A 23,717-nucleotide genomic window follows, 5' to 3' on the forward strand; every position below is an offset into this window, starting at 1 on the left:
TACCCTGAGCAAAGTCGAAGGGTACTGTCATTAAAACCAAATTGTACAAAAAGAACATATTAAAAGCTATGAAGTTACCACAAATAGTTTTGTTATTACTAGCAATTATTGTATCCAATAGTTGTACTAGAAAAACATTTTCTTCAAAAGAAGAGTTATGGGGTTATCTAAGAAATCAAGATCATGGGTATGTACAAAGTAAAAATGTAAATGGTTATGATTTTACTTTATTGTATAAACCCACAGATTTATTAGTAGATCAAGAGTTAGGAAATACATTTACAAAAGAAGATGTAGAAAAGCTTCGTGAAAAGTATAAAAAGTACATATACTTCACTTTATCAATGTCTAGAGATAATAAAGAATTGCTAAGTGCGACACCTAAAAATAGACAAGAATTTGGAGCTATGGTCAATGAATTGGCTTTTGGAATGGGAGAAAAAGTTCATGTATTTACTTCAAAAAAAGATACGTTAACCTTATTAGATTATGTCTATCCAAGAATGTATGGTATGAGTAAATCTACAGACATGTTGTTTGTTTACCCAAGGGATAAAAAATATTTACAAGACGATTATTTAAACATTACTGTAGAAGATTTAGGAACCTATACAGGAGAAGTAAAGTTTAAAATACCAACAAAAAAAATAAAAAACGAACCTAAATTAAACTTTTAAGGTTATTCCTGAGTAGAGTAGAAAGGAAATTGAAATAGCCTATATAAATAAGAATAATAAGTGAAAATAATATAGTATGATAAAGAACCACTTAACCAGAAAAACAATTGCTATTTTTCTATTACTGAATTTTCTAAATACAATTGTGCCATATAATGCATTATATGCAAATAATAACGGGCCAAATGCGCCAGAAGCAGCATCATTTGAACCAGTAGATGCTACCGATATGGTAAACTTATCCACAGGAAGTTTTACTTATGTTTTGCCTTTGCTAAATGTACCAAGTCCTGAAGGAGGCTATCCATTAGCATTAGCATATCATGCAGGGATTGCTATGGATCAAGAGTCTAGTATAATTGGGCTAGGATGGAATTTAAACCCAGGATCTATAAATAGAAATGTAAACGGAGCACCTGATGATTATAGTTCAGCACTTACTACTGAGCATTTTTGGGATAAAACCCAAACAATTACTGAATATAGTGCGTCTGTAGGATGGTCAAATGGAGTAACATCTGTAGGGTTAGGCTTATCTTGGGGAAGCCATAAAAGTTTAGGAGGCCAAGTTAGTTTAAATGTTGCAGGAGCTAGGTTAAACGTAGGTACCGAAGGATTAGGAGTTGGACTAGGAGCAAATGTTTTTGGTGTATCACTAGGAGTTAATGCAAGTACAAATGGTGGTGTTGTTGGAACAGCTGGTATCGGAATTAATATATCTGGGTTATCATTCGGGGTAAATGCTAATACTAATGGTAATGTAGAAGGAACAGCTGGGGTTAGTTTTGATAAAAATGGAACAGGATTTAATATTTCTACAAATGGGACTTTTGGGTTTAGTGTAGGCAGTAAGTCAAAATCAGGATCTATAAGCTCTTTAGACATTTCTTTCTCTTCATCTGGAATAGGAATTGGAGTTAAAAGTGGAAGGTTCAAAAGTGGAACAGGTTTTAACCTTGGTTTTCAGAATACTTCAAAAATGGGTGATTATACAACTACTACAAGTGGATGGAGTATTCCTCTTTTTGTGCCTGTTGGTTTAGGTTTTTTAACATTTTCTTTTGGTAAAACAGAGTTCAAGTTTTATAGAGATAATTTTATAAGAAATTATATAGATGGCCCAATCCATTTTTATGACGGAACTTCTGATATTCCTGTGTATAAAGTTTCATGTTATGGTGTGGATCATGACGATCAAAATGTATCATGTGGTACACTTACAACTACCAATCGTCAGGCAGCTCTAGATTATGCAGATCAAGGTGGAAATGACAATGCTTACGATTGTCAGTGTGAAATCAACGAGCTAGAACCTAATGAATCGTATATGGATGTTTTAGAATTACCAGTGAGTTCAGGTGATTTTGTAGAAAAAGAAGAAACTCTTTTAGCTAATCCAAACTTTCCAAACTATGACAAATTTAATGTTCAAGCTCAAGGTATTTCTGGTGCAATTACAGCTAGAGTTTTTGAAAATAAAGCATTATTTAGTATTTCTGGCCAAGAATCTTCAGATGGTAGTAAATTAGATTACTTAGTAAATGGAGCACAAAATGTTGCATCTCAATTTAAATTTACTAAAAAAGCATTTTTCTATTTTGAAAATGAAATTTCTACCTATTTAGAAACACCTCAAGCTAACTTTTCTTATAACTCAAGTATTTTAAATACTTTAACAGGTACTTCCTACAATCCTACAACACAAGAAGGGAGTAAATCAGAAAATATAAATAGAAGGAAAACAGCAAACTATATTGAGTATTACACTAATAAAGAGATTTTAGAAGAAGAAAATAGGTTGCTTAGTGAAGGATATATAAAACCTAGTGTTAATGGCTTTGAAAGAGAAAAAATGCCTAGCTCAGGAATTGGTGCTTTTAAGATAACAGCAATTGATGGTAAAACATATCATTATTCATTGCCTGTTTATAATCATGAGATAGTTCAAAGGACTTATGGAATGAATACAAATTATGGAACTTCAACTCCTAGAAAAGAAAACGAATCATATTTTGAAAAAAGGCAAATGGAGCCATATGCTACTCATTGGTTATTAACAGCTGTTACAGGTCCAGATTATGTAGATAAGAATGGTGATGGTATAGTTAATGTTGGAGACTATGGGTATTGGGTAGATTTTGAGTATGGAAAATACTCAGATGGATTTATTTGGAGTAATTCTTATGGAAAGAATATTACTACAAACCCAAATAATAATGAAATTAAAACTTGGATTAGAGGAAGAAAAGATCAATATTATTTAGATAGGGTTTTAACGAGAACTCATTCGGCTATTTTTGTCAAATCACCTAGAAAAGATGGTAAATCTATTAATTTTCAGTATGACTATGCGTCAAGTGCAAATTCGTATGTATATAATTCATTTACGATGCCTTCTCAATTTCCTTTGAAACTGGATAAAATAGTATTAGTAGAAAGAGAAAATGATAACATTATCAAAAGTACAAGTTCTTCGGTAGGTCAAGTAATTGAAGTAAGTTATCCAAGAATAGGAGGAAAACGTTATTCTGCTACTATTAATAACCTTAACAATGTAATTGATAACTCAGATAATTTTTCTTCTTTAGAAGGAGAAATTATAAGCTCTATTGAGTTCGATAATGATAATTATAGTTTAGTAAGAGGTACGCCTAATAGTGATGCAGGTGGTAGGTTAACCCTTAATGCAGTTCATTTCAAAGGTAAAAATGAAACATCGGTAATACCTCCATATACTTTTGATTATAATAATTCTTCATATAGTTTTGAAATTGATGATAAAGATGATTTTGGTTATTACCGTAATGATAATAGTCTTTGGTCTTTAGAAGAAATTATCACTCCAACAGGTGGTAAAATTAAAGTTGATTATGAAAATCATGTTATAGATCCTGTTATGAAATCTAATGTGATTTACACAAGAGCAGGAAAGAAAAATAAAGTAACAATGGACTATGACCAAAATGGAATTCCAGTAGGATTTACAGTGGATTCTGAAAGTGATTTTGGTTTACAAGTAGGAGATGAGGTAGATGTGAAGTATTTCTATGAGTGTATGTATGAAGATCAAGATTGTGGAGGACCACAATGTGGCGTAGATAGTGTTGGAGAGTCTGAATATGATGGAAAGGGGACCATTACACAAAGTTTAGGAAACAATAAGTTTTACGGTACATTAAATGGAACAGTTACTAGTTATTATGCTGGAGGTGATGTACCTGTACAGTCTTGGACATGTAATTATTCTAGAACAACAGCCTCGGTTGAATATGAAATTAAAAATTCAATAACGAATGGAGGAATAAGAGTTAAAAGAGTTTCAACAGTAGATGAGAATAATAGGTATTACAGCATGGATTATTCTTACGGTGAGAATGGAAACGGTGTAGGTTATGTAACATATTTACCTTATGCACCAGAATTAGCAAAAGATTTACCTTATAGTTCTGAACTTCCACCTCCGATTCCTATGTATGAATATGTTACAACAACTACAAGTACTACAGAGGGAGAAGTCGAGTCAACTAGAGAGCAATATGGAACTACAACTGAATACAGATTTAATGTTTTAAAAGAAAAAACAGAAGGAGAGGCTAGGTTTGGAGACTTTTATGAAATAGTAACAGAGGAAGTTTATGGTACCACAAACTCTTCAACACAATTAAGAAAGTTTACAATTAAAGATAACCTAGCTACACTTGGACAATTATTACATGTTAAAACATTTAATGAAAAAGACCAATTACTAAGTAGAATTGATAATGATTATTATGGTTTAGAAGGAACTCCAGAGAACATTGGAATAACGCAAGAATCTTATCAAACATATAAAAAGGTAACCAAAAAAGATAAAAGTGTAACAAATTTAGCAGTAGGTTCCACACGTATTATATACCCTGCGATGCTCAATAATTCTAAACAAGTTTCTGGAGGAGAAAGTTATACATCAGAGTTTAATGATTTTGATCCAATTACGGGGCAGGCGAGAGAAACGTATTCTTATTCAAGTGATGGAACTAAATTTAGAACTAGAGGAATTCAAGCTTTTAGAGAATATTCGGGAATGGGATCTAAAGTCGATAATATTAATAATAAAAATATGTTATCTCAGTCTGCTGGAGATATTAATTATGTTCAAAAAAATGGTGATTGGAAAGTAGTAGGAGCTAATGTGACGACATGGAATAATAATTGGATATATCCATTTAATAATTCGACTACGGAAAGTTCTAATGATGTTTGGAGAAAACACCAAACATATGTTTGGAACGGTCAGTCTAATTCTGATGGTACTTATATCAGTTTCTCCAATTTTGATTTTAATAATAATGCTAATAATACTGATTGGGAATTAGTTAGTGAGACCACTCGCTATAATCAATTTTCAGAAGTATTAGAAATAAAAGATGTTAATGATAATTTTGCTGCTACAAAAATGGGAGATAACTATACGAAAATTATAGCTTCAGCTAATGCAGCCTACGATGATATGTATTATAGTGGTGCAGAGTATATAGAGAATAGCCATAATTACTTTGAAGGCAATGTTATGTCAGGAACAGCATTAGGAAGGAATACGTCATTTGCACATACAGGAAAATTTAGTATTCAGATTGAGCAAAATAAGAAATCATTTGAAGTGAATGTTCCTAGTAGAGCAGGGAGAAACACTTCTTTGAAACAGCGTTTTAAAGTTTCAGTTTGGGTGAAAAAAGGAGGAGAAGATAATGCTAAAATTCTCTTAAACCAGAATCAAATTTCATTCAATAACTCAGAGAAAGTATATGCAGGGAATTGGGTCTTATTAAATGGATATGTTACTATTCCTCAAGGAGGAGCTAGCGTAGCTGTTACAAGTATTTCAGGGACAATTTATGTAGATGACTTTAGGTTACATCCTATAGCTTCCAATATGGTGAGCTATGTGTATAATGAATGGGATGAAGTAAGTTATATTACAGGAGGTAATGGGTTATCTACCCATTATAAATACGATCCTGCTGGTAAACTTCTTGAAACACAAACCGAATATACCGATAAAGTTGATGGTGATGGGACAGGAGGTTTTAAGAGAATTGCTACAAATTCTTATAATTACAAACGAAATAACCAATAATTATGAAAAAGAAAATAGGATTAATAGTAGTTGTTTTATTAAGTAGCTTTTATAGTGTTGTTTTTGGACAATCAATATCTAGTCCAGATGGAGGAGTTATTCCATTAGATGGAGGAAATTGTAGTCTTACTATTCATGAAAATAATCAACCACTAGTAGGATCTAAAACAATAAATTATGCTGCACAGAATATAACATTCACAACTATAACTAATGGAAATTGTACTGTATTAAGAGCTGTTAATGAAGTTGATTGGATTACAATACCTAATAGTAATAGTATATCAGGTAGTTTTCAAATTAATGTAATTGAAAACAATACACCACATGAAAGAGTAGCATTGATTTACTTTACTGATGCTAATGATCGAACTGTTGCTCATTTTGGAATTCGTCAAACAGGAAATGCTAATCTTATAGCTTATTATACAGATACTGATGGAGATGGTTTTGGAGACTTTAATGCACCTATAAACTACGCCACAACGCAACCAGTAGGCTTTGTTGCTAATAATTTAGATTTTTGTCCTAATGAAGCTAGTACTACTAATAATGGTTGTAAAGATGCTGTAAGCGATCAGGTATATAACTGGACAAAAAGTTATACTTATGATAGAGATGGACGATTAATAGGAGCTTCAAAAGGGTATTTTGATGATTTGGGTAAAGTAAAGCAGTCGCAGTCTTATGATATAAGAAAGAAACGTATTTGGGCAACAGAAACACGCTATGATAATAAAGGTCGTCCTAGATTGAGCACACTAGGAGCACCTATTACGAATGAAATAAGTCAGGTGTCTTTTGAGTATAATACCAATTTTATAAAGAAAGTAGATGGTTCTGATTTTATCGCTTCAGATTATGAAAATGATCAAGTAGATCCTGCTGTAGTTGGAACACAAGCTTTAACTTTAGGTAACTATTATAGTGCACAATATACAGATGAAAAATTGCGTGACATTACCAATCGCCCATATTCTAAAAATATTTATAGCGATTTATCACCTGGAGCTGTTAAACAAGTTGTTGGAGGTAATAAAATGAATGATGAATGGAAACAAGGATATAGTTTCTCAATGCTTGCTGCTCAAGAACCTTATTATGTTTTAGGTTATGCTTCTTTTGAATCACAACCAGAAATTGCAGTAACTTATGATAATATTTCTTCAACAATAATAAATGATACAACTAAGCAAATAGCTTGGTTAAAAGCTATAAAATCAGTTTCGCAAAGTGTAGATAATGTTGAAGTAGTAACATTTACCGATGCTGATGGTAAAACAATTGGAGCTGCTAGGTCTGGAGGTACTAAACAATATGAAGTATTATCACTTATTGGAGAGCAAAAGTTTATTGATATTCATATTCCTATAGGATGTGAAAATACAGCTACATTATTAACTAGCGCAACTGATTATAGAATATATGATTTAAAAACAGAAGAAGTTGTAGCTGCTACTGAATTACAAAATGCAGGGTTTTATAGAATTGAATATATAGGAACTCGAACATTTACAAAAGCATCTAACTTGACGTACATCGATAAGTCAGCAGGAACAATTCATCCTGTAGAAAATAATGCAGTGGGAATTCGTTACAATGTAAATTATTATGATTTTAGTTTAAATGAATATGATGATGTTGGACGATTGACAAAATCTATGCAGCCCTTAGGTTTTAATGATGCTTGTTTGGACAACTTATCTGCGACTGTAAATCATAATGAAAATTTAAAATCTACGTTCACCTATGATACATTAGGACAATTGATAATGACTACTAGCCCAGATGAAGGAACGGCAACCTTTAAATATCGTAAAGATGGCCAAATTCGTTTTTCTCAAAATACTAAACAAGCATATAAATATGAAAACTTGTTTTTCTCAGAATCTTATTCGTACACAAATTACGATGAATTAGGAAGACCTGTTGAAAGTGGGGTATGTTATATTGAATCAGGAGGGATAGGAGACAGATTTACAAATTTTGAAGATTTAGATCCTGATGAAGTTAATTTTGTTGGGAATAGAAAAGAACAACATTTTACAAAATATGACTATTTAGAAAATGAAGATTTAACTTATTTATCAAATATAAATGGTGACTATGGAAACCCCTCTTTTTTATCAGGAAATGTAGCCAAAACTTATAATTTAGATAATGCTACACCTAAAAAAGAAATTTCGATAACATATTACAGCTACGATGTGTATGGAAGGATAGTTTGGATTGTACAAAAAATAAAAGAAATTACGGGTAATGGATATAAAACTGTTACTATTGATTATGAATATGATCCAATAAGCAGTCAGGTAACTAAAGTAATTTTCCAAAAAAATGTACCTGGAGAATTATTCGTACACCGATATTCGTATGATGTAGATACTAACGAATTGTTGAAAGTTGAAACGTCTACTGATAACTCTACATTTATGATACATGCAGAATACGACTATTATGAGAGCGGAGCATTAAGACAAACAACTTTGGCGGAGGGGATCCAAGATATAGATTATGTGTATAATTTAAATGGGCAGTTAAAAGCAATTAACCATCCAAGTTTAGCAAATGATCCTGAAATCAATCCAAATGGTACGGATTTATTTGGAATGACTTTAGATTATTATACCAATGATTATCTACGTAATTCTAATTTTACACAATATTCAGATGGAACAGACCAGTATAATGGGAATATTAAGAGTATGACTTGGAATACAGATGCTGGTGGAAATAAAGGTACTTTGCAATATAGGTATACCTATGATAAGAATAATTGGTTAACATCAGCGCTGTTTAATGGGATGGGGAATCAACAACATAATGCCCCAGAGAATGTAACTTTGAATACAGGAATTAATACAACACAGCAAATTACTGCTACTACTAGTATTATTTTTCAACCAGGATTTCATGTAACAGCAGCAAACAGTAGAACGTTTTCTGCTAAAATTGTAGAAAGCTCTACAAATATGTTATATGGGGCTGGAGATTATGATGTAACCAATTTAGAATACGATGCAAATGGAAACATCAAAAAGTTATTTAGAAATAAAAATACTGAAAGAATAAATGGAGATGATACCAATAGTATGGATCAGTTACGTTATGAATATTATGCGAATAAACCAAACCAATTAAAACGTGTAGACGATGCTGTAATTTCTGATACTCATGCCAATGATATTAAAGATCAAGTAGGAAATGCACAAGGAAATAATTATATTTATAACGAAATAGGTCAATTAACTGAAAATATTGATGAACATGTAGGGTATGAATATAATGCGAGCGGATTAGTTACTGCGGTGAGGTATAATGGTAATAAAAAGGTAGAGTTTATATATAATGATAAAAACTTTAGAACCAGAAAAATTACCTATCAAAGTGATGGACAAACACCACAAAAAATAACAGATTATATTTTAGATACATCAGGTAGCGCATTAGCTATTTATGAAGATGGTGTACAAAAAGAACTACCTATCTACGGAGCGAATAGACTAGGTGTTTATAATAAAACGACGAATACGAGCGTTTATCAATTAACAGACCATTTAGGAAATGTTCGTGTAGTCATAGCGAAACAAGGAAGTAATGCAATTGCGCTGCAGGCGACAGATTACTATCCTTTTGGGATGCCAATGCCTAACCGACAGATTATAAATGGTGAGCCGTATAGATATGCCTACCAAGGACAGGAAAAAGACTCCGAAACTGGAAAGGAAGCGTTTCAACTACGTTTATGGGATGCACGATTGGGTAGATGGTTGACTACTGATCCGTATGGACAGTTCTCAAGTCCATATCTTGGTATGGGAAATAATCCGATGAATGGAACAGACCCTGATGGTGGAAAGTTCTTTACAGATTTTATTATCAAAGAAACAGGTGAACGACACAAAGTAAATGATGGAATTGAGCAAGTAGTTTCTATATCACAAAAAGATTTTAATAGCTTAATGAAATCTTGGAAAAGTTTCGATATAGGTTATTATTTTGCGCAACTTCAAGATTTCACTCCTTTAAATTTATCTGTATCTGATTTTGACGCAATAGCAGGAACTTTATTTGCGGAAGGCAGTGCAAAAATGTCATGGCAAGAAGCAGCAGGAATATATTCTGTTATGGAGAACAGAGCAAATTCTGATGGAACAACAGTATTAGATGTTGCTTCTGGAGGAGGAATTTATGGTTATGATGAAAGAGATAAAATTAATAGTATATATGCTAATAAAGCACAGGTAAATAATGCTTATAAAGGTTTAATTGAAGGATATTATGGAGGAGATTTCTCTAATGGTGGGTATTTTTGGCATGGGAAAGACTTTAGTCTAAAGAACTGGAAAGCCCATAAAAGTTATTATTTAACAGGATTTAAATTTACAGATAAAGCACATGATTTATGGAATCTCGGAAATCATAAATCAAAACATAATTGGCAATATAAGTATGAATCTACAGCTGCATTTGGAGGAACTACTTTTATGCGATTAACAAGTCAATGGCAAACAGCAAATGGAAGTACAAGATGGAATGGTCGATAAATAAGTTAATAGTTGTTTTCGTGGTATTAAGCATTATTGGTTGTAAAAAGTCAAATAAAACAACCGAAGTTTCTCAATTACTTATTAAGGAAGAAAAAAAGTGTATTCAAGTTTTAACTGATTCTATTAATTACAAATCAACTCAATATGATTTTAATATAGGCTTAATACCAAGTAAAATTCAGGATTCTATTAATGTTTGGATTAAAAGTGGTATGTTAAATGATAATATAGAAGTAGTAAAAATATTTAATAATCAACAAGAGTTTTTTATTGCTATTTCTGTAAAGGAAAACTCAACAGGATTAGCATCAAACTTTTATGATATATTGATTTTATCTAAAGAATTCACTTTCTCAATTAGAAGTTTATCAAAGGATTCAAAGTTGTTTTATTTTAATGACTTAAATGAATTTAACTTTTATACATTGAATTTTAGTGATGAATTTATTTTTAATAAAGATTGGGATAATCCATCTTTCAAAGTCCAAGGAAATAAAATTATAGAAAATACAGTTATAGATAATCAAGAACCCAGTGTGATTTATTGTAGTCTTTGATAGTCGCCAACCCGATAGAGCGCGGATTTGTAATCCGTGCCGTGGATAATAATTAAAAAGAAATACAGAAAACAAAAAGATAGCTCGGAAATCATTTCCGAGCTATCTTTTTTGTAGTGTTTTAATTATCTTAATAAAAATTGCTATAATACATGTCTACAAAATATAAAGTTAAAGACAATCAATGTTACTTTATAACGATAACAACAGTAGGTTGGGTTGATATCTTTACAAGACTCAATCAAAAATATGTCATTATTAAATCATTAGATTACTGTCAAAAAGAAAAAGGATTAGAAATTTATGCATACTGTTTAATGCATAGTCATTTACATATGGTATGCAGAGCAGAAGAAGGATATAAGTTGTCGGATATTATAAGAGACTTAAAAAAATATACTTCAAAACAGATAATCAAAACTATAAAAGAGCAACCAGAAAGTAGAAGGGAATGGATGTTACATTACTTTAAAGAATCGTGTAAAAATTTAAAAAGAAATCAAGAGTACAAAGTATGGCAAGACGGATATCATGCAGAAATACTATTTTCTAATTCATTTTTAAAAGAGAAAATAAATTATATTCATAACAATCCAGTAAAAGATAAGGTAGTAAAATTTGCAGAAGATTATATATTCAGCTCAGCAAGAAACTATGCAGATTTAGATAATGAATTGGATATTGTTGTAGATGTAAATATATTACTGTAATTCATTTATAAACAATAGTATCGCATGGATTACAAATCCGCGCTATCGATTTAAAAGTTTAAATGAGTTCATAGACTAAATACCAATAAAAAAACCGAAACAATACTGTTTCGGTTTTTTAGTTTCTTAATCTTTTTTCATTTGTTCATAACATTTTCCCCGTCAACCTATCAAATTAGTAATTGATAATTGCATAGTAGTAGTTTTAGTTAAATATATGTTAACAATAATGATGCCGTTTTACGTTTGTACTGCAAAATTTATCGTTAAAAAGTGAAAATTATACGAATAATACCTTTTTTAAAACTCTCATGTATAAAATCAGCAACTTTACAGTAGCAAATAAATCAAGTATTTATAAGAAGAAATAGATAGAAATTATCAGTTACTTCATTTTCTCAATACCCCCGAAATAAAAAGTAACCAAATTTAACTCACTATAATTATGAACTCACAAGTTTTGTATCCAGAGCAGGTATTTGCATACCGAATAGGAAATGATAGTAATGTAACTATTGTTGCTAAAGGACATGAAGATGGCTATTGTAAAATTCACATTCAGGCATCTATGGCAACTATTTATCCACCAATTTATATGGTGGTAGGGGAACCTTGTGCTGTAATTGGATATTTTCCATACACAGTACACAAAACAGTACCATATGCTACTGATTTAGATTATGTACAATTCCAAACAGCAAAAGGAACAGAAAGAATTCCTATTAGAGATATTATGGAAGATATTGCTCCAGCTGCAAAAACGGAGTTATTAGCTAGTGCAGCAAATAGTGATAATCAAGTAACAGGATATGCATACAATTCATCTGATATTAATGTTGCCATTTCTGACGCTATTAGTAAGCTAAGAAAAAAGTTTCCAAACGGAATTTCAGCAGAAATTGTTTCTTCAGGATTTGTAGCTGCAGGATCGCCAGTAGGAATAGCCTTTTTCTATGTAGTCATGGAACAAAAGTAATATAACAAGTAAGAGCCGTTGTATTTCAACAGAGTATTTGGCTTTGTGTTTTTTATCGAAAAGGGAACTCATTAGAGTTCTCTTTTCTTATGTAGCTTAAAAGGTTATAATTTAATCTATACTACTTGAAATTATAAATACGAATAAAACCAAGGGACTTCAGTCCCTTGTAAGATTATGATATTATGTAAGCAAAACTATTGTAACCAAAAAACTTGTCTAAGTATGTTTTGTTCCGTAAAAAATTCTCCATTACTTTCGATTGTACTCAAATAACCATTTAGAATGACAAGAAAAAAAGTAATGTGACCCTAAGTGTTCCCTGAGGTTACTCGAAGGGAACAAAAAGCAACCTATTTACTAAAAAAGATTACATTACTACATTTTATTCAATTTGTAATGAAGTGGTTTTTATACCGTTTTTTTACTTCGCTCAAGATGGAAATAATGCACGTCATTACGAGGAGGAACGCCGAAGTGATCTCTTTATTGACTAATAGACTTATAAAAAAGAAAATAATACTATTTACAACATCATTTTATTGATAATCTCAAAAAAATGTTTCTTGTAAGTATCACCAATAGGCAAATTTTTATTGTTAGATAAATACACCGTTAAAGAATCTGTTTTTACAATATGTTGTATTGCAACAATATATGATTTATGAATTTTTACAAACTGTTTAGAAGACAATTCATTTTCAAAATGTTTTAAAGTACTATAGGTAATAATTTCTTTATTGCTTAGATGTATGGCTACATAATTCTTTAAACTTTCGATGTATATAATATCTTTGGTATGTACTTTTTCAAAATTGTTTTTTCCGTCTGTTTTAATAAAAATAAAATCATCTTGTGCAACTAAAACCTCTTTATTGTCTTTCGATTTTATTTTTAAAATAGCAGTATAAAAACGTTCAAATTCAAAAGGCTTTAACAGATAATCTATAGCGTTTAGCTCATAGCTTTCTATTGCAAATTGAGGATAAGCTGTTGTGAAAATAATATGAACTTTATCCTTTATAATTTTCGATAATTGAATACCGGTAATAGTAGGCATTTGAATATCTAAAAAAAGCACATCGATAGTTTCTTTTTCTAAAATCCCTAAAGCTTCAATAGGATTTGTTGTAGCAGCTACTAACGTTAAAAAAGGAACTTTTTTAATGTAAGATTCTAATAATCGAATAGCAGGAGCTTCATCATCAACAATTAAACAGCGTAAATATTCCATAAGTAAAACTAAGTTAAGGGAATTTGTAAATAGGTTGTATAAATATTATTAGTTTCGGTATGTGTGAATGTATAGTTTGTATCGAACAACAATTGAAGTCGCTTTTTAAGATTTACCCTACCAATACCTTTACTACTATAATTCTTCACATTAGAAATTTTATTTTTGGTGTGTAATTCAAGCATTTTATCTGTAATCTCAATTTTTAAAACTGCAGGAAAACTTTCGTCATTTACAACACCGTGTTTAAAAATATTTTCAACAAAGTGAATTAACATTAAAGAAGGTATTTGTTGTTTAGTATTTAAATTTCCTGTTATAGATAGGTGTAAGAATAAGTTATTTTCAAAACGCTTTTCATAAAAGTAAACATAATCTTTAATAAATTTTATTTCCTTTTGTACTGGCATAAAATCTTTTTGAGCATCATATGTTAAATAACGTAATAATTCAGATAGTTTATAGATTCCTTTTGCAGTCTTTGGTTGTGTTTCTGCTAATTCAGAATAAAAGACATTTAGGGTGTTGAATAAAAAATGAGGCTCTAGTTGCGTTTTTAAAGCATCTAATTCTGCTTTTTGATGTTCTAGTTCTAATTGGTAAATTTTATTCTTATTTCTTAGAAAAATAAACAATAAATAGATAAACGTACTAAAGAGAATTACTTTTAAACTATAATAGGAATTATCAAAAATATAATACCAAAAGGCTCTGCTTTTTTCTGAGTAATTATGAAAACCTCCAATAGAGTAAACGATTACTTCTTCAATAAAATAGCGAATAGCTGGAAAAATGAAAAACAAAGAAAGCTCTCCAAGAATAAAATAGATAAGATGCTTTTTTCCAAGTGTTTTTGGACAAATGATACTGAAATTTATAGCATATACACTAAAAAACGTAGTATAAAAAGTTACTTTATAAAGAATACCAACAGGAACAATATGTTTTATAAAATTATCATATCCACCAGTAACATAACTACTGAAAACATCCATTACAACGATAATGAACCCTAGTATAAAATGATATTTAAAAGTGTTTTTTAATTCCATATTCCAAATGTAGGCATTTACACAAATTTCATTTATGCTTTAGGATTTAGTCTGTGTTTTTTATGACGAACAGGTAAAACGACACAACAAAAAGTTTGATGGAGTAGAAGTAGAGATTGGTAATAAGAAATATAGTGTTGCTGTAATTTGAAGTGTAAGATGAAGAGATACGGATACTTTTGAAGTATCTAAATCAAAAAATATAAAAATTATGGGAGCAAGATCTTTTTTATTAGTTATGGTATTATTTAGTCAAATGATATGGGGACAAAAAGCAGAGATAGATGAACATTTTAAAAATATAAAATCATCTGAGTTATTAATTTTAGGAACGTTTCACTTCGCAAATCCTGGATTAGATTCATATAAGCCAAAGTATGATATCAACATATTTTCAAAAGAAAAACAAGCAGAGTTAAAAGAATTAATTAAAGAACTTAAAAAGTTTGCGCCAACCAAAATTGCTGTAGAATGGAATGCGGCAAAGCAAGGCAAATTAGATTCTTTATATAAGGCTTATTTAAAAGGGAATTTTAAATTAAAGTCAAATGAGATTTACCAGATAGGTTTTAGGTTAGGAAAATTGCTAGATCATAAAAAATTATATGCGGTAGATGCACCTGCAAGAAGTTTTAAAAATGATTTAAGCGAAGAAGCTGAAAAGAAGAAAAAAGGATACTTCATGAAAAAGGCAGGAGCTACTCGCTTACAAAGAGAAATGAATGTGAACGACACGTATTTTAGTCTGTATGAAAAAGGAGATAAACTTAAAACTCAGATTTCATTGATAGATTATTTTAAAGTAATGAATAATCCAGATGTAATTAGTCATAATCATGGACACTATTTAATTGGAGAGTTTAAAATGGGTGAAGGAGTAAAAAATGATTACTATGGAGCAGATAATGCAATATGGTGGTACAGTAGAAACTTACGTATATTTCAGAATATATTAAATATTACAGCTCCTGGAAAAGATAGAGTGTTTGTATTAATTGGAGCTGGACATTTACCAATTTTAAATTTTTTAGCAGAAGCATCAGTAGACTTTGATTTTAAAACTTTTGAAGAATTATTAAAAAAATAGTAAAACGGTTAAGTTTAAGTTATTTCTTTTATAATAGAAACTCACCGTTTAAGGTGAGTTTTTTATGAGTAAGAAAATACAGGAAATATAATAATTAGTAATTTTTAATTATCTGATTACTTTTTATAAGTAATTATTATCTAGTATGTAGAATTTTGTAGCTTGAATAAAGATAAATAACCTTTAATATGTAATTAATAGTTTTTTTAGCTTTTTAAAATTGATATTATATTGATAATTTTAGAAGGTCTTTTTTTAGATAAACCAAATAAATAATCAAAAAAGCTGAATAATATTAAAAATTATTCAAGATTTTAGAATGTCCCTCAAGAAAATACAATTAAACATAACAAGAGGGATTGATAAAATGCTTATAGTAATAGAATTGAAGGTTGTAATAGTAAACTTAGACCTAAATTCAAAAGCTAGAGGTAATTAGTCATGTATTAACAATGAATTTTATAATGATACTCTTTATAAATTCAATAATTAATAATAACCAAATAAATTTTTTAAACCAACCATTATGTTAAAAAACATTCAAAACTTAGGAACGTCTCTTACGAGAAAAGAACAAAAGCAAGTAAACGGTGGATTTGGAACACCATGTAATACCAATGCAGATTGTTGGAATATATATCCAGGTATTGGCCGTGGAGATGTTTCTTGTCGTTACAGCCCTTTCGGATGGGGAGGTAAAGTATGTGTTTTAAACTAACAAATTAAACTTAACTACATCATAATGTAAAAGAAAACCTCGCTAATTGCGAGGTTTTTTATATAGTAGTAAGTAGTTTTAAACGTTATGTTTATAGATTAGGAATTACCAATTCTTGTCCAGGATGAATTAGATCAGCAGATTTTAAGATATTGGTATTTGCTTCAAAAATCTCTTTGTATTTCATAGCATCTCCATAGTAATGTTTTGCTATTTTACCCAAAGTTTCTCCACTCTTTACAGTGTGATTTGCAAATACAGAAGTATCTTCAACAGAAATATCAGCAACAATATCAGTTGGGTTTTCGCCACCTACTTTTTTAATTTCATCCCAAAGTAAGTTTTTTTCGTACTGATTTTTTGCTGTTCCCGAAATATGTAAAACACCGTTTTCTTCTTTTACATCTCCGTTTTGAATTTCTAATTGTTCACCTAGGTTTAAAACACTTTGATATTTTGCTTTCATTTTAATAAAATTTTATTTGTTTTAAATATAAAAAAAACCTCGCAATTAGCGAGGTTTTATTATTGTAAGTTCTGATTTATAAAATATTAAAATCTGTAGGATAAAGATAGTTGCGCTAAATTGTTTCCTAAACTAAAACCATAATTCGAAATGTCACCATTAATTATATTAGTACCATTAGTTTCTTTAAAATCACCTGTAGAGTAGCTAAATCTTGGTAATAACTCTACACCAAAGGCTAAATGATCATTGAAAACATAATTTACTCCAATAACTCCTGCCAAAGATGGAGTATAGAGGGTTCTTTCATCTTCAAATATTGGAGTAGCTTCACGAGTAGATTTTATATAACTGTAAGCAAAGGAAACATCAAATCCATAACGAAATTCGAGGTTTTTAGTTATATCTTTTCTAAATTCCTTACCAATACTAACTTGAGCTCCTATGTTGAATTGCTTTTGATTACCACGAGTAGCATCATCAGTTTCAATATCATTGTTGTTCAAGTTTAGAGCTAAAACATTAAAGCGCCATAAATTTTTTGAAGTTCCAGTTTTGTAAGTAAAACCAAATGAATTAAGAGATGAGAAGTTAATCCCAACTTCTTGTCTTTTATCTTTTTCTTGAGCAAATGTTGAACTAATAGTAGCTCCTAATAATAGTAAACTTAATAAAGTTTTTTTCATAATTTGTAGTTTTAAATTTATTATTGGTTAAGCCTATTTTGAATCAAGAATGATACCAAAAAAGGGAATAAGGAGCTTGAATTTGAAACTTTTAGTGTTAATTTTTTGTCTGTAATATTTAATTTAAGTCATAAAAAAAACCATCAAATAAATTGATGGTTTCTCATATTGTATATGGTTTTTATATCTTACAAATGAATTACTTCATCATAAGCATCTGCAACAGCTTCCATAACCGCTTCACTCATAGTAGGGTGAGGGTGTATTGCTTTTAATACTTCATGACCAGTAGTTTCTAATTTTCTACCTAATACAGCTTCAGCAATCATATCAGTTACTCCAGCACCAATCATATGGCATCCTAACCACTCTCCATATTTTGCATCGAAAATTACTTTTACAAAACCTTCAGGAGTTCCTGCTGCTTTTGCTTTACCAGAAGCAGAGAATGGGAATTTTCCTACTTTAATATCATATCCTTGCTCTTTAGCTTTTTCTTCTGTTAATCCAACTGAAGCAATTTCAGGAGAAGCATACGTACAACCAGGAATGTTTCCGTAGTCAATAGCTTCAGTATGTAATCCTGCAATTTTCTCAACACAAGTAATTCCTTCTGCAGAAGCTACGTGCGCTAAAGCAGGTCCAGGAACAACATCTCCAATAGCATAATATCCAGGAATATTCGTTTGGTACCAATCGTTCACTAAAATCTTATCACGATCTGTAACAATACCAACATCTTCTAAACCAATATTTTCAATATTTGTTTTAATTCCTACAGCAGATAATAAAACATCAGCTTCTAAAATTTCTTCACCTTTTTTAGTTTTAACTGTTGCTTTAACACCAGCTCTGGAAGTATCTACAGACTCTACAGCAGAGTTTGTCATAACTTTAATTCCAGATTTCTTAAAAGAACGCTCAAATTGCTTAGAAACATCTTTATCTTCTAATGGAACTAAGTTTGGTAAGTATTCAACAATAGTTACTTCTGTTCCCATTGCATTATAAAAATGTGCAAACTCAACACCAATAGCTCCAGAACCTACAACAATCATAGATTTTGGTTGCTCAGGTAAAGTCATTGCTTGACGATATCCAATTACTTTTTTACCATCTTGAGGTAAGTTAGGTAATTCTCGAGAACGTGCTCCTGTAGCAATAATAATATGATCTGCACTATATTCAGTTACAGTTCCATCTTCTGCAGTAACATCTACTTTCTTACCAGTTTTAATTTTACCAAAACCGTTAATAATATCAATCTTATTTTTCTTCATTAAGAATTGAACACCTTTGCTCATTCCTTCAGCAACACCACGGCTACGCTTAATTACAGCATCAAAATCCTTATCTATAGCCTCAGCTTTTAAACCGTACTCATCTACATGCTTTAAGTAATCGTACACTTGTGCCGACTTTAATAAAGCTTTTGTAGGAATACATCCCCAGTTTAAGCAAATACCACCTAAGCTTTCTTTCTCTACTACAGCAGTTTTAAATCCTAACTGTGAAGCTCTAATAGCAGTTACATATCCACCAGGACCAGAACCTATTACTATAATATCGTATTTCATAATTTTAGTATTTATCTATTAGTTGTTTATTTATAATTTATGTTATTGGATTATAGACAATGTCTTTAATTCCAAATTGTTTTCCTACAGTACCTAAAAAAACATTTATAGTTGCATGAATTATTATAAGTGCTGCAATAGCCCCCAAAGGTACTCCAAAAATTTTGTATGGTACATAATATGTCCATGTACCTAAATTAATAGCAACCATTTCACCTAAAGTAGGGAAGAAGGCTACTATAAATAGTATATATAGGTTTTTATTTCTGTTAGACATATTAGGGAATTTTTGATATAGAATTGCTTCAATTTGATAGATTAAAATAAAAGCAGCTCCCCAAGCAAAAAACAGCCATCTAGGTGTTTGATAAGGTACATCGTGATACTCCCAATAACCATATGAAGTACCAAGATATTCGCAAGTAAAACCAATAATTCCAGTTAAAATGAATCCTATAATAAAAAGGATACTTAGCGAATTTGTTTTTACACGCTTATAAAAAGAATGAATAATTTTTAAACCTAATAATATGGCTATTAATAAATCATATTGATGAAGTAGTCCAATAGCAATACCTCCAATAATTAATTTAATAGTATTTTTTAAAAATATTTCCTTCATAAAGGTAATTACATTCTCTCAGGAACATCAATTCCTAGTAAACGGAAAGCAGATTGAATAGTATCTGCTACTTTTTTAGACAATTGTACTCTGAAAACTTTTTTATCTTTATTTTCTTCTCCAAGGATAGATACATTCTGATAAAAAGAATTGAATTCCTTAACTAAGTCGTATGTATAATTAGCAATAACAGCAGGAGAGTAACTCTTTGCTGCTTGCTGAATTGTTTCAGGATATAACTCTAATTGTTTAATTAATTCTTTTTCCTTTTCATGTAATTCAACACCTGTAATAGTAGCAGAATAATCAAAATCAGCTTTTCTTAAAATAGACTGAATTCTAGCATAGGTATATTGTACAAAAGGACCTGTATTCCCTTGGAAATCTACAGAAGCTTGCGGATCGAATAAGATTCGTTTTTTAGGATCTACTTTTAAAATGAAGTATTTTAAAGCTCCTAAACCAATAATTTTATATAACGATTCTTTTTCTTCATTCGAATATCCTTCTAGCTTTCCTAATTCTTGCGAAATTTCACGAGCTGTATTCGTCATTTCATCCATTAAATCATCGGCATCTACTACAGTACCTTCACGTGATTTCATTTTCCCAGAAGGTAAATCTACCATTCCGTAACTTAAATGATATAATTGATCAGCCCAGTTATATCCTAATTTCTTTAAGATTAAGAACAATACTTTAAAGTGATAATCTTGTTCGTTACCCACAGTATATACCATTCCTTTTAAATCAAGGAAATCTTTAGAACGCTGGATAGCTGTTCCAATATCTTGTGTCATATATACAGCAGTTCCATCGGAACGTAAAACTAACTTCTCATCTAAACCGTCTTCGGTTAAATCACACCAAACAGAACCATCTTCTTTTTTGAAGAAAACACCATCTTTTAATCCTTCTTCAATAATATCTTTTCCAAGTAAATAGGTATCACTTTCGTAGTATAATTTATCAAAATCAACACCTATGTTTTTATAAGTAACATCAAAACCGTCATATACCCAACTATTCATTGTTTTCCATAATGCAACAGTTTCGTCATCACCAGATTCCCATTTACGAAGCATTTCTTGTGCTTCTAAGAATAAAGGTGCTTGTTTTTTAGCATCGTCTTCAGAAATACCAGAAGCAACTAAATCGCTAATCTCTTTTTTATATTCCTGATCGAACTTTACATAATAGTTACCTACTAATTTATCTCCTTTTAATCCAGTAGATTCAGGAGTCTCTCCATTTCCAAAACGTTTCCAAGCCAACATCGACTTACAAATATGGATTCCACGATCGTTAATAATCTGTGTTTTATATACTTTGTGTCCAGCTGCTTTTAAAATTTCTGAAACTGAGTATCCTAGCAAGACATTTCTAACATGTCCTAGATGTAAAGGCTTATTTGTATTTGGTGAAGAATATTCAACCATACGAGCATCATCTGTAGTTGTTACAAAACCGTAAGATGTATCGGTGGCAATTGTATTAAAAAAGTGAGTATAGAATTGATCTGAAATAACAAGATTTAAAAAGCCTTTTACAACATTAAAATTCGATACTTCTTCGATATGTTTTACTAAATATTCTCCTATATCAGTACCAATTTGTACAGGGTTTCCTTTTTTATATCGTAACAAAGGAAACACTACAATAGTAATATCTCCTTCAAAATCTTTTCTTGTTGCTTGAAATTCTACTGAAGGAATCTCAGTTTCGTATAAACTTAAGAATGCTTCTTTAACCTTCGCTTCTAATAACGATTGTATGCTCATTGGATGCTAATTTCTTTAAAAAATAGAGCCACAAAATTACATAAATTTATTTGTTTATCTAACGGATTTAAAGAGTTATTACCGTAGTTTTGCAGTATGGATAAAGACTTGGAGAATTTACCGAAATTAGCAAAAGATAAACTACAAGAAAATAAGAAGTATTTTCAGAAATTGAAGAAAAGAACGCCAAAACGTTTAGATCTTTTAATGCAGGAAATTCATGAAGAAGAGTTTGAAAGAACGGATTGCTTAACATGTGGAAATTGCTGTAAAACAACAAGTCCGATGTTTACCTACAAAGATATAGAGCGTATTGCCAAGCATTTGAAAATGAAAGTGGCAGATTTTGTAGCACAGTATTTACGAATAGATGAAGACGATTTTCATGTGTTGAAAACTGCACCATGTCCTTTTTTAGATGAAAACGATAATACTTGCTTTATTTATGATGTGCGTCCAAAAGCTTGTGCAGAATATCCGCATACCAATAGAAAAAAGTTTATTCAACTGGCTAATTTGACAATAAAGAATACAGAAGTTTGTCCTGCTACGTATAGAATAGTTGAAGAGTTGAAAAGACGCTTGCCTTCATAGTGTTTCTATACACAAATCTTTTTATTTCATTGTTTTTTTAGTACTTTGCTTACTAGCATTTAAAAACTAACATGGAAACAATTATAAATTACTTTGAGACGATTCCGTCGGCTCATAGAAGTATGATTTTGGTGGGTGGAATAACCTTTTTTTGGTTATTAGAAGGTTCTGTTCCGTTATTTGGATTTAAGTACAATAAATGGAAACATGCTTGGCCGAACTTATTTTTTACAGCAACTACAGTAATTATCAATTTTGTACTAGCATTTTTATTGTTAAGAACAGCCGATTGGGTACAAGCAAATAATTTTGGATTGATTAACTGGCTTCCAGAAATGCCTTTATGGTTATACGTATTATTAGGAGTATTATTTTTAGACTTTTTTGGCGCATATTTAGCACATTTAGTAGAACATAAAGTAAAGCCTTTATGGATGGTGCATTTAGTACATCATTCAGATCATAAAGTAGATACAACTACTGCAAATAGACACCATCCTATAGAAAGTGTTATTCGTTTTACATTTACTTTATTAGGAGTTTTTTTAGTTGGAACTCCTATTGGAATAATCATGCTATATCAATCTATGTCGTTAATATTTACACAATTCACACATGCCAATATTAAAATGCCTCGAAAGCTGGATAAGCTTATAAGCTTTATTTTTGTTTCTCCAGATATGCATAAAGTACATCATCATAACTTATTACCTTATACAGATTCTAACTATGGAAATATTTTTTCTATTTGGGATCGTTTGTTAGGAACTTATATGGAGTTAGACAGGGAGAAAATTGTATACGGTGTAGATACATTTCCAGATGAAGCAAAAAATTCTAGCTTACAAGAATTATTAAAACAGCCTTTTCAAGGATATCGTAAACCAACGAATATGGAAGAATTGAAATAAAAAAACGAGCTTTTATAGCTCGTTTCTTATTTATAGTAGAGTAAAAATTATACGGGATCAACTGGTCCGTTATTTCCTCCGCCAGTATTTGAATTCCCAGTTCCTCCGTTATTTCCTGTCCTACAATTACAAAATAGAGGTTTTGGAAACATACTTTGCGAAGCTACATCTAAAGCACACCATTCAAAACAAGGCATATTTATCCCTCCATTAATAGTTTTTTGTTCTGCTTTATTTAAAGCTTTCCCCAAATTTAAAATGTTTTTGTTCATAATTTTATTTTTTGATTGTAAAACTAAATGTAAATCTAATGACAGAATGCCCTATAAATAAACTTCTGAATTGCTTATAATAGTTTCTAAATGAATAAAGTATATAACTAGAAAAATAAATGAACTAAAAA

At 30.6% G+C, this 23,717-nt stretch carries 18 protein-coding genes; 10 read left to right on the forward strand and 8 right to left on the reverse strand.

Translation table 11 applies throughout. The annotated features are described in order from the left end of the window. Positions 1 to 68: 68 nt before the first annotated feature. The 6 genes from ACKTTC_RS01770 (at position 69) to ACKTTC_RS01795 (ending at position 12,586) form a co-directional block, all read left to right on the forward strand. Complete coding sequence (locus ACKTTC_RS01770) at positions 69 to 677, forward strand: hypothetical protein (protein ID WP_408037711.1); 609 nt, start codon at positions 69 to 71, stop codon at positions 675 to 677. A 76-nt stretch (positions 678 to 753) separates the two neighbouring features. Next, entirely contained in the window at positions 754 to 5,793 is a 5,040-nt protein-coding gene (locus ACKTTC_RS01775; protein ID WP_408037713.1) for a hypothetical protein, read from the forward strand. 2 nt (positions 5,794 to 5,795) lie between these two features. After that, positions 5,796 to 10,340, forward strand: coding sequence for an RHS repeat-associated core domain-containing protein (locus tag ACKTTC_RS01780; RefSeq protein WP_408037715.1), 4,545 nt, complete (start codon positions 5,796 to 5,798; stop codon positions 10,338 to 10,340). Next, positions 10,325 to 10,900 carry a hypothetical protein gene (locus ACKTTC_RS01785; RefSeq protein WP_408037717.1) on the forward strand — a complete coding sequence of 192 codons (576 nt, stop codon included), beginning with the start codon at positions 10,325 to 10,327 and terminating at the stop codon, positions 10,898 to 10,900. The genes ACKTTC_RS01780 and ACKTTC_RS01785 overlap by 16 nt, the downstream gene beginning before the upstream one ends. A 152-nt stretch (positions 10,901 to 11,052) precedes the next feature. Continuing rightward, positions 11,053 to 11,610 (forward strand): REP-associated tyrosine transposase, encoded by a 558-nt coding sequence (locus ACKTTC_RS01790; protein WP_408037719.1) that lies wholly within the window; start codon positions 11,053 to 11,055, stop codon positions 11,608 to 11,610. A 445-nt stretch (positions 11,611 to 12,055) separates the two neighbouring features. Next, positions 12,056 to 12,586, forward strand: a complete 531-nt coding sequence (locus ACKTTC_RS01795; protein ID WP_408037721.1) for a hypothetical protein — start codon at positions 12,056 to 12,058, stop codon at positions 12,584 to 12,586. 526 nt (positions 12,587 to 13,112) lie between these two features. Here the strand turns inward: ACKTTC_RS01795 and ACKTTC_RS01800 are convergent. Both ACKTTC_RS01800 and ACKTTC_RS01805 read right to left on the reverse strand, forming a co-directional pair. After that, positions 13,113 to 13,820, reverse strand: a complete 708-nt coding sequence (locus ACKTTC_RS01800) for a LytR/AlgR family response regulator transcription factor (RefSeq protein WP_408037723.1) — start codon at positions 13,818 to 13,820, stop codon at positions 13,113 to 13,115. Between the two features lie 8 nt (positions 13,821 to 13,828). Next, positions 13,829 to 14,872, reverse strand: a complete 1,044-nt coding sequence (locus tag ACKTTC_RS01805; RefSeq protein WP_408037725.1) for a sensor histidine kinase — start codon at positions 14,870 to 14,872, stop codon at positions 13,829 to 13,831. Between the two features lie 211 nt (positions 14,873 to 15,083). Between ACKTTC_RS01805 and ACKTTC_RS01810 the strand changes: the two genes are divergently transcribed. Together ACKTTC_RS01810 and ACKTTC_RS01815 are read left to right on the forward strand one after the other, a co-directional pair. Further along, the gene (locus tag ACKTTC_RS01810) at positions 15,084 to 15,959 is read left to right on the forward strand and encodes a DUF5694 domain-containing protein (protein WP_408037727.1); all 876 of its coding nucleotides are present in this window, start codon (positions 15,084 to 15,086) and stop codon (positions 15,957 to 15,959) included. A gap of 526 nt (positions 15,960 to 16,485) precedes the next feature. Then, entirely contained in the window at positions 16,486 to 16,677 is a 192-nt protein-coding gene (locus tag ACKTTC_RS01815) for a hypothetical protein (protein WP_408037729.1), read from the forward strand. 91 nt (positions 16,678 to 16,768) lie between these two features. On the opposite strand, the gene ACKTTC_RS01820 is transcribed toward ACKTTC_RS01815, so the two are convergent. From ACKTTC_RS01820 to argS, 5 genes are all read right to left on the reverse strand, one after another. After that, on the reverse strand, positions 16,769 to 17,143 hold the full coding sequence (locus tag ACKTTC_RS01820) for a LysM peptidoglycan-binding domain-containing protein (RefSeq protein ID WP_408037731.1): 375 nt from the start codon (positions 17,141 to 17,143) through the stop codon (positions 16,769 to 16,771). Positions 17,144 to 17,229: 86 nt separating this feature from the next. Beyond that, positions 17,230 to 17,829 carry a hypothetical protein gene (locus tag ACKTTC_RS01825; protein ID WP_408037733.1) on the reverse strand — a complete coding sequence of 200 codons (600 nt, stop codon included), beginning with the start codon at positions 17,827 to 17,829 and terminating at the stop codon, positions 17,230 to 17,232. Positions 17,830 to 18,017: 188 nt separating this feature from the next. Next, positions 18,018 to 19,406 carry a dihydrolipoyl dehydrogenase gene (lpdA, locus tag ACKTTC_RS01830; RefSeq protein WP_408037735.1) on the reverse strand — a complete coding sequence of 463 codons (1,389 nt, stop codon included), beginning with the start codon at positions 19,404 to 19,406 and terminating at the stop codon, positions 18,018 to 18,020. A gap of 37 nt (positions 19,407 to 19,443) precedes the next feature. Further along, entirely contained in the window at positions 19,444 to 20,028 is a 585-nt protein-coding gene (locus ACKTTC_RS01835) for a hypothetical protein (protein WP_408037737.1), read from the reverse strand. 8 nt (positions 20,029 to 20,036) lie between these two features. Then, positions 20,037 to 21,809, reverse strand: a complete 1,773-nt coding sequence (argS, locus tag ACKTTC_RS01840; protein WP_408037739.1) for an arginine--tRNA ligase — start codon at positions 21,807 to 21,809, stop codon at positions 20,037 to 20,039. A gap of 96 nt (positions 21,810 to 21,905) precedes the next feature. Between argS and ACKTTC_RS01845 the strand changes: the two genes are divergently transcribed. Together ACKTTC_RS01845 and ACKTTC_RS01850 are read left to right on the forward strand one after the other, a co-directional pair. Further along, positions 21,906 to 22,403: a YkgJ family cysteine cluster protein gene (locus ACKTTC_RS01845; RefSeq protein WP_408037741.1), complete on the forward strand. Its 498-nt coding sequence runs from the start codon at positions 21,906 to 21,908 to the stop codon at positions 22,401 to 22,403. Between the two features lie 71 nt (positions 22,404 to 22,474). Next, a complete protein-coding gene (locus ACKTTC_RS01850; RefSeq protein WP_408037743.1) occupies positions 22,475 to 23,314 on the forward strand; it encodes a sterol desaturase family protein in 840 nt (279 codons plus the stop codon). A gap of 47 nt (positions 23,315 to 23,361) precedes the next feature. Here the strand turns inward: ACKTTC_RS01850 and ACKTTC_RS01855 are convergent, their stop codons facing one another. Further along, the gene (locus ACKTTC_RS01855; RefSeq protein ID WP_408037745.1) at positions 23,362 to 23,586 is read right to left on the reverse strand and encodes a hypothetical protein; all 225 of its coding nucleotides are present in this window, start codon (positions 23,584 to 23,586) and stop codon (positions 23,362 to 23,364) included. Positions 23,587 to 23,717: the final 131 nt, after the last annotated feature.

The organism is Tenacibaculum amylolyticum (genome assembly GCF_964511145.1).
Lineage (GTDB): Bacteria > Bacteroidota > Bacteroidia > Flavobacteriales > Flavobacteriaceae > Polaribacter > Polaribacter amylolyticum.

Coding starts and splice junctions, on each gene's coding strand:
- ACKTTC_RS01770 (WP_408037711.1), top strand. CDS start 69: ATGAAGTTACCACAAATAGTTTTGTTATTACTAGCAATTATTGTATCC.
- argS (WP_408037739.1), bottom strand. CDS start 21,809: ATGAGCATACAATCGTTATTAGAAGCGAAGGTTAAAGAAGCATTCTTA.
- ACKTTC_RS01790 (WP_408037719.1), top strand. CDS start 11,053: ATGTCTACAAAATATAAAGTTAAAGACAATCAATGTTACTTTATAACG.
- ACKTTC_RS01855 (WP_408037745.1), bottom strand. CDS start 23,586: ATGAACAAAAACATTTTAAATTTGGGGAAAGCTTTAAATAAAGCAGAA.
- ACKTTC_RS01825 (WP_408037733.1), bottom strand. CDS start 17,829: ATGAAAAAAACTTTATTAAGTTTACTATTATTAGGAGCTACTATTAGT.
- ACKTTC_RS01815 (WP_408037729.1), top strand. CDS start 16,486: ATGTTAAAAAACATTCAAAACTTAGGAACGTCTCTTACGAGAAAAGAA.
- ACKTTC_RS01850 (WP_408037743.1), top strand. CDS start 22,475: ATGGAAACAATTATAAATTACTTTGAGACGATTCCGTCGGCTCATAGA.
- ACKTTC_RS01810 (WP_408037727.1), top strand. CDS start 15,084: ATGGGAGCAAGATCTTTTTTATTAGTTATGGTATTATTTAGTCAAATG.
- ACKTTC_RS01805 (WP_408037725.1), bottom strand. CDS start 14,872: ATGGAATTAAAAAACACTTTTAAATATCATTTTATACTAGGGTTCATT.
- lpdA (WP_408037735.1), bottom strand. CDS start 19,406: ATGAAATACGATATTATAGTAATAGGTTCTGGTCCTGGTGGATATGTA.
- ACKTTC_RS01785 (WP_408037717.1), top strand. CDS start 10,325: ATGGAATGGTCGATAAATAAGTTAATAGTTGTTTTCGTGGTATTAAGC.
- ACKTTC_RS01775 (WP_408037713.1), top strand. CDS start 754: ATGATAAAGAACCACTTAACCAGAAAAACAATTGCTATTTTTCTATTA.
- ACKTTC_RS01780 (WP_408037715.1), top strand. CDS start 5,796: ATGAAAAAGAAAATAGGATTAATAGTAGTTGTTTTATTAAGTAGCTTT.
- ACKTTC_RS01845 (WP_408037741.1), top strand. CDS start 21,906: ATGGATAAAGACTTGGAGAATTTACCGAAATTAGCAAAAGATAAACTA.
- ACKTTC_RS01795 (WP_408037721.1), top strand. CDS start 12,056: ATGAACTCACAAGTTTTGTATCCAGAGCAGGTATTTGCATACCGAATA.
- ACKTTC_RS01800 (WP_408037723.1), bottom strand. CDS start 13,820: ATGGAATATTTACGCTGTTTAATTGTTGATGATGAAGCTCCTGCTATT.
- ACKTTC_RS01835 (WP_408037737.1), bottom strand. CDS start 20,028: ATGAAGGAAATATTTTTAAAAAATACTATTAAATTAATTATTGGAGGT.
- ACKTTC_RS01820 (WP_408037731.1), bottom strand. CDS start 17,143: ATGAAAGCAAAATATCAAAGTGTTTTAAACCTAGGTGAACAATTAGAA.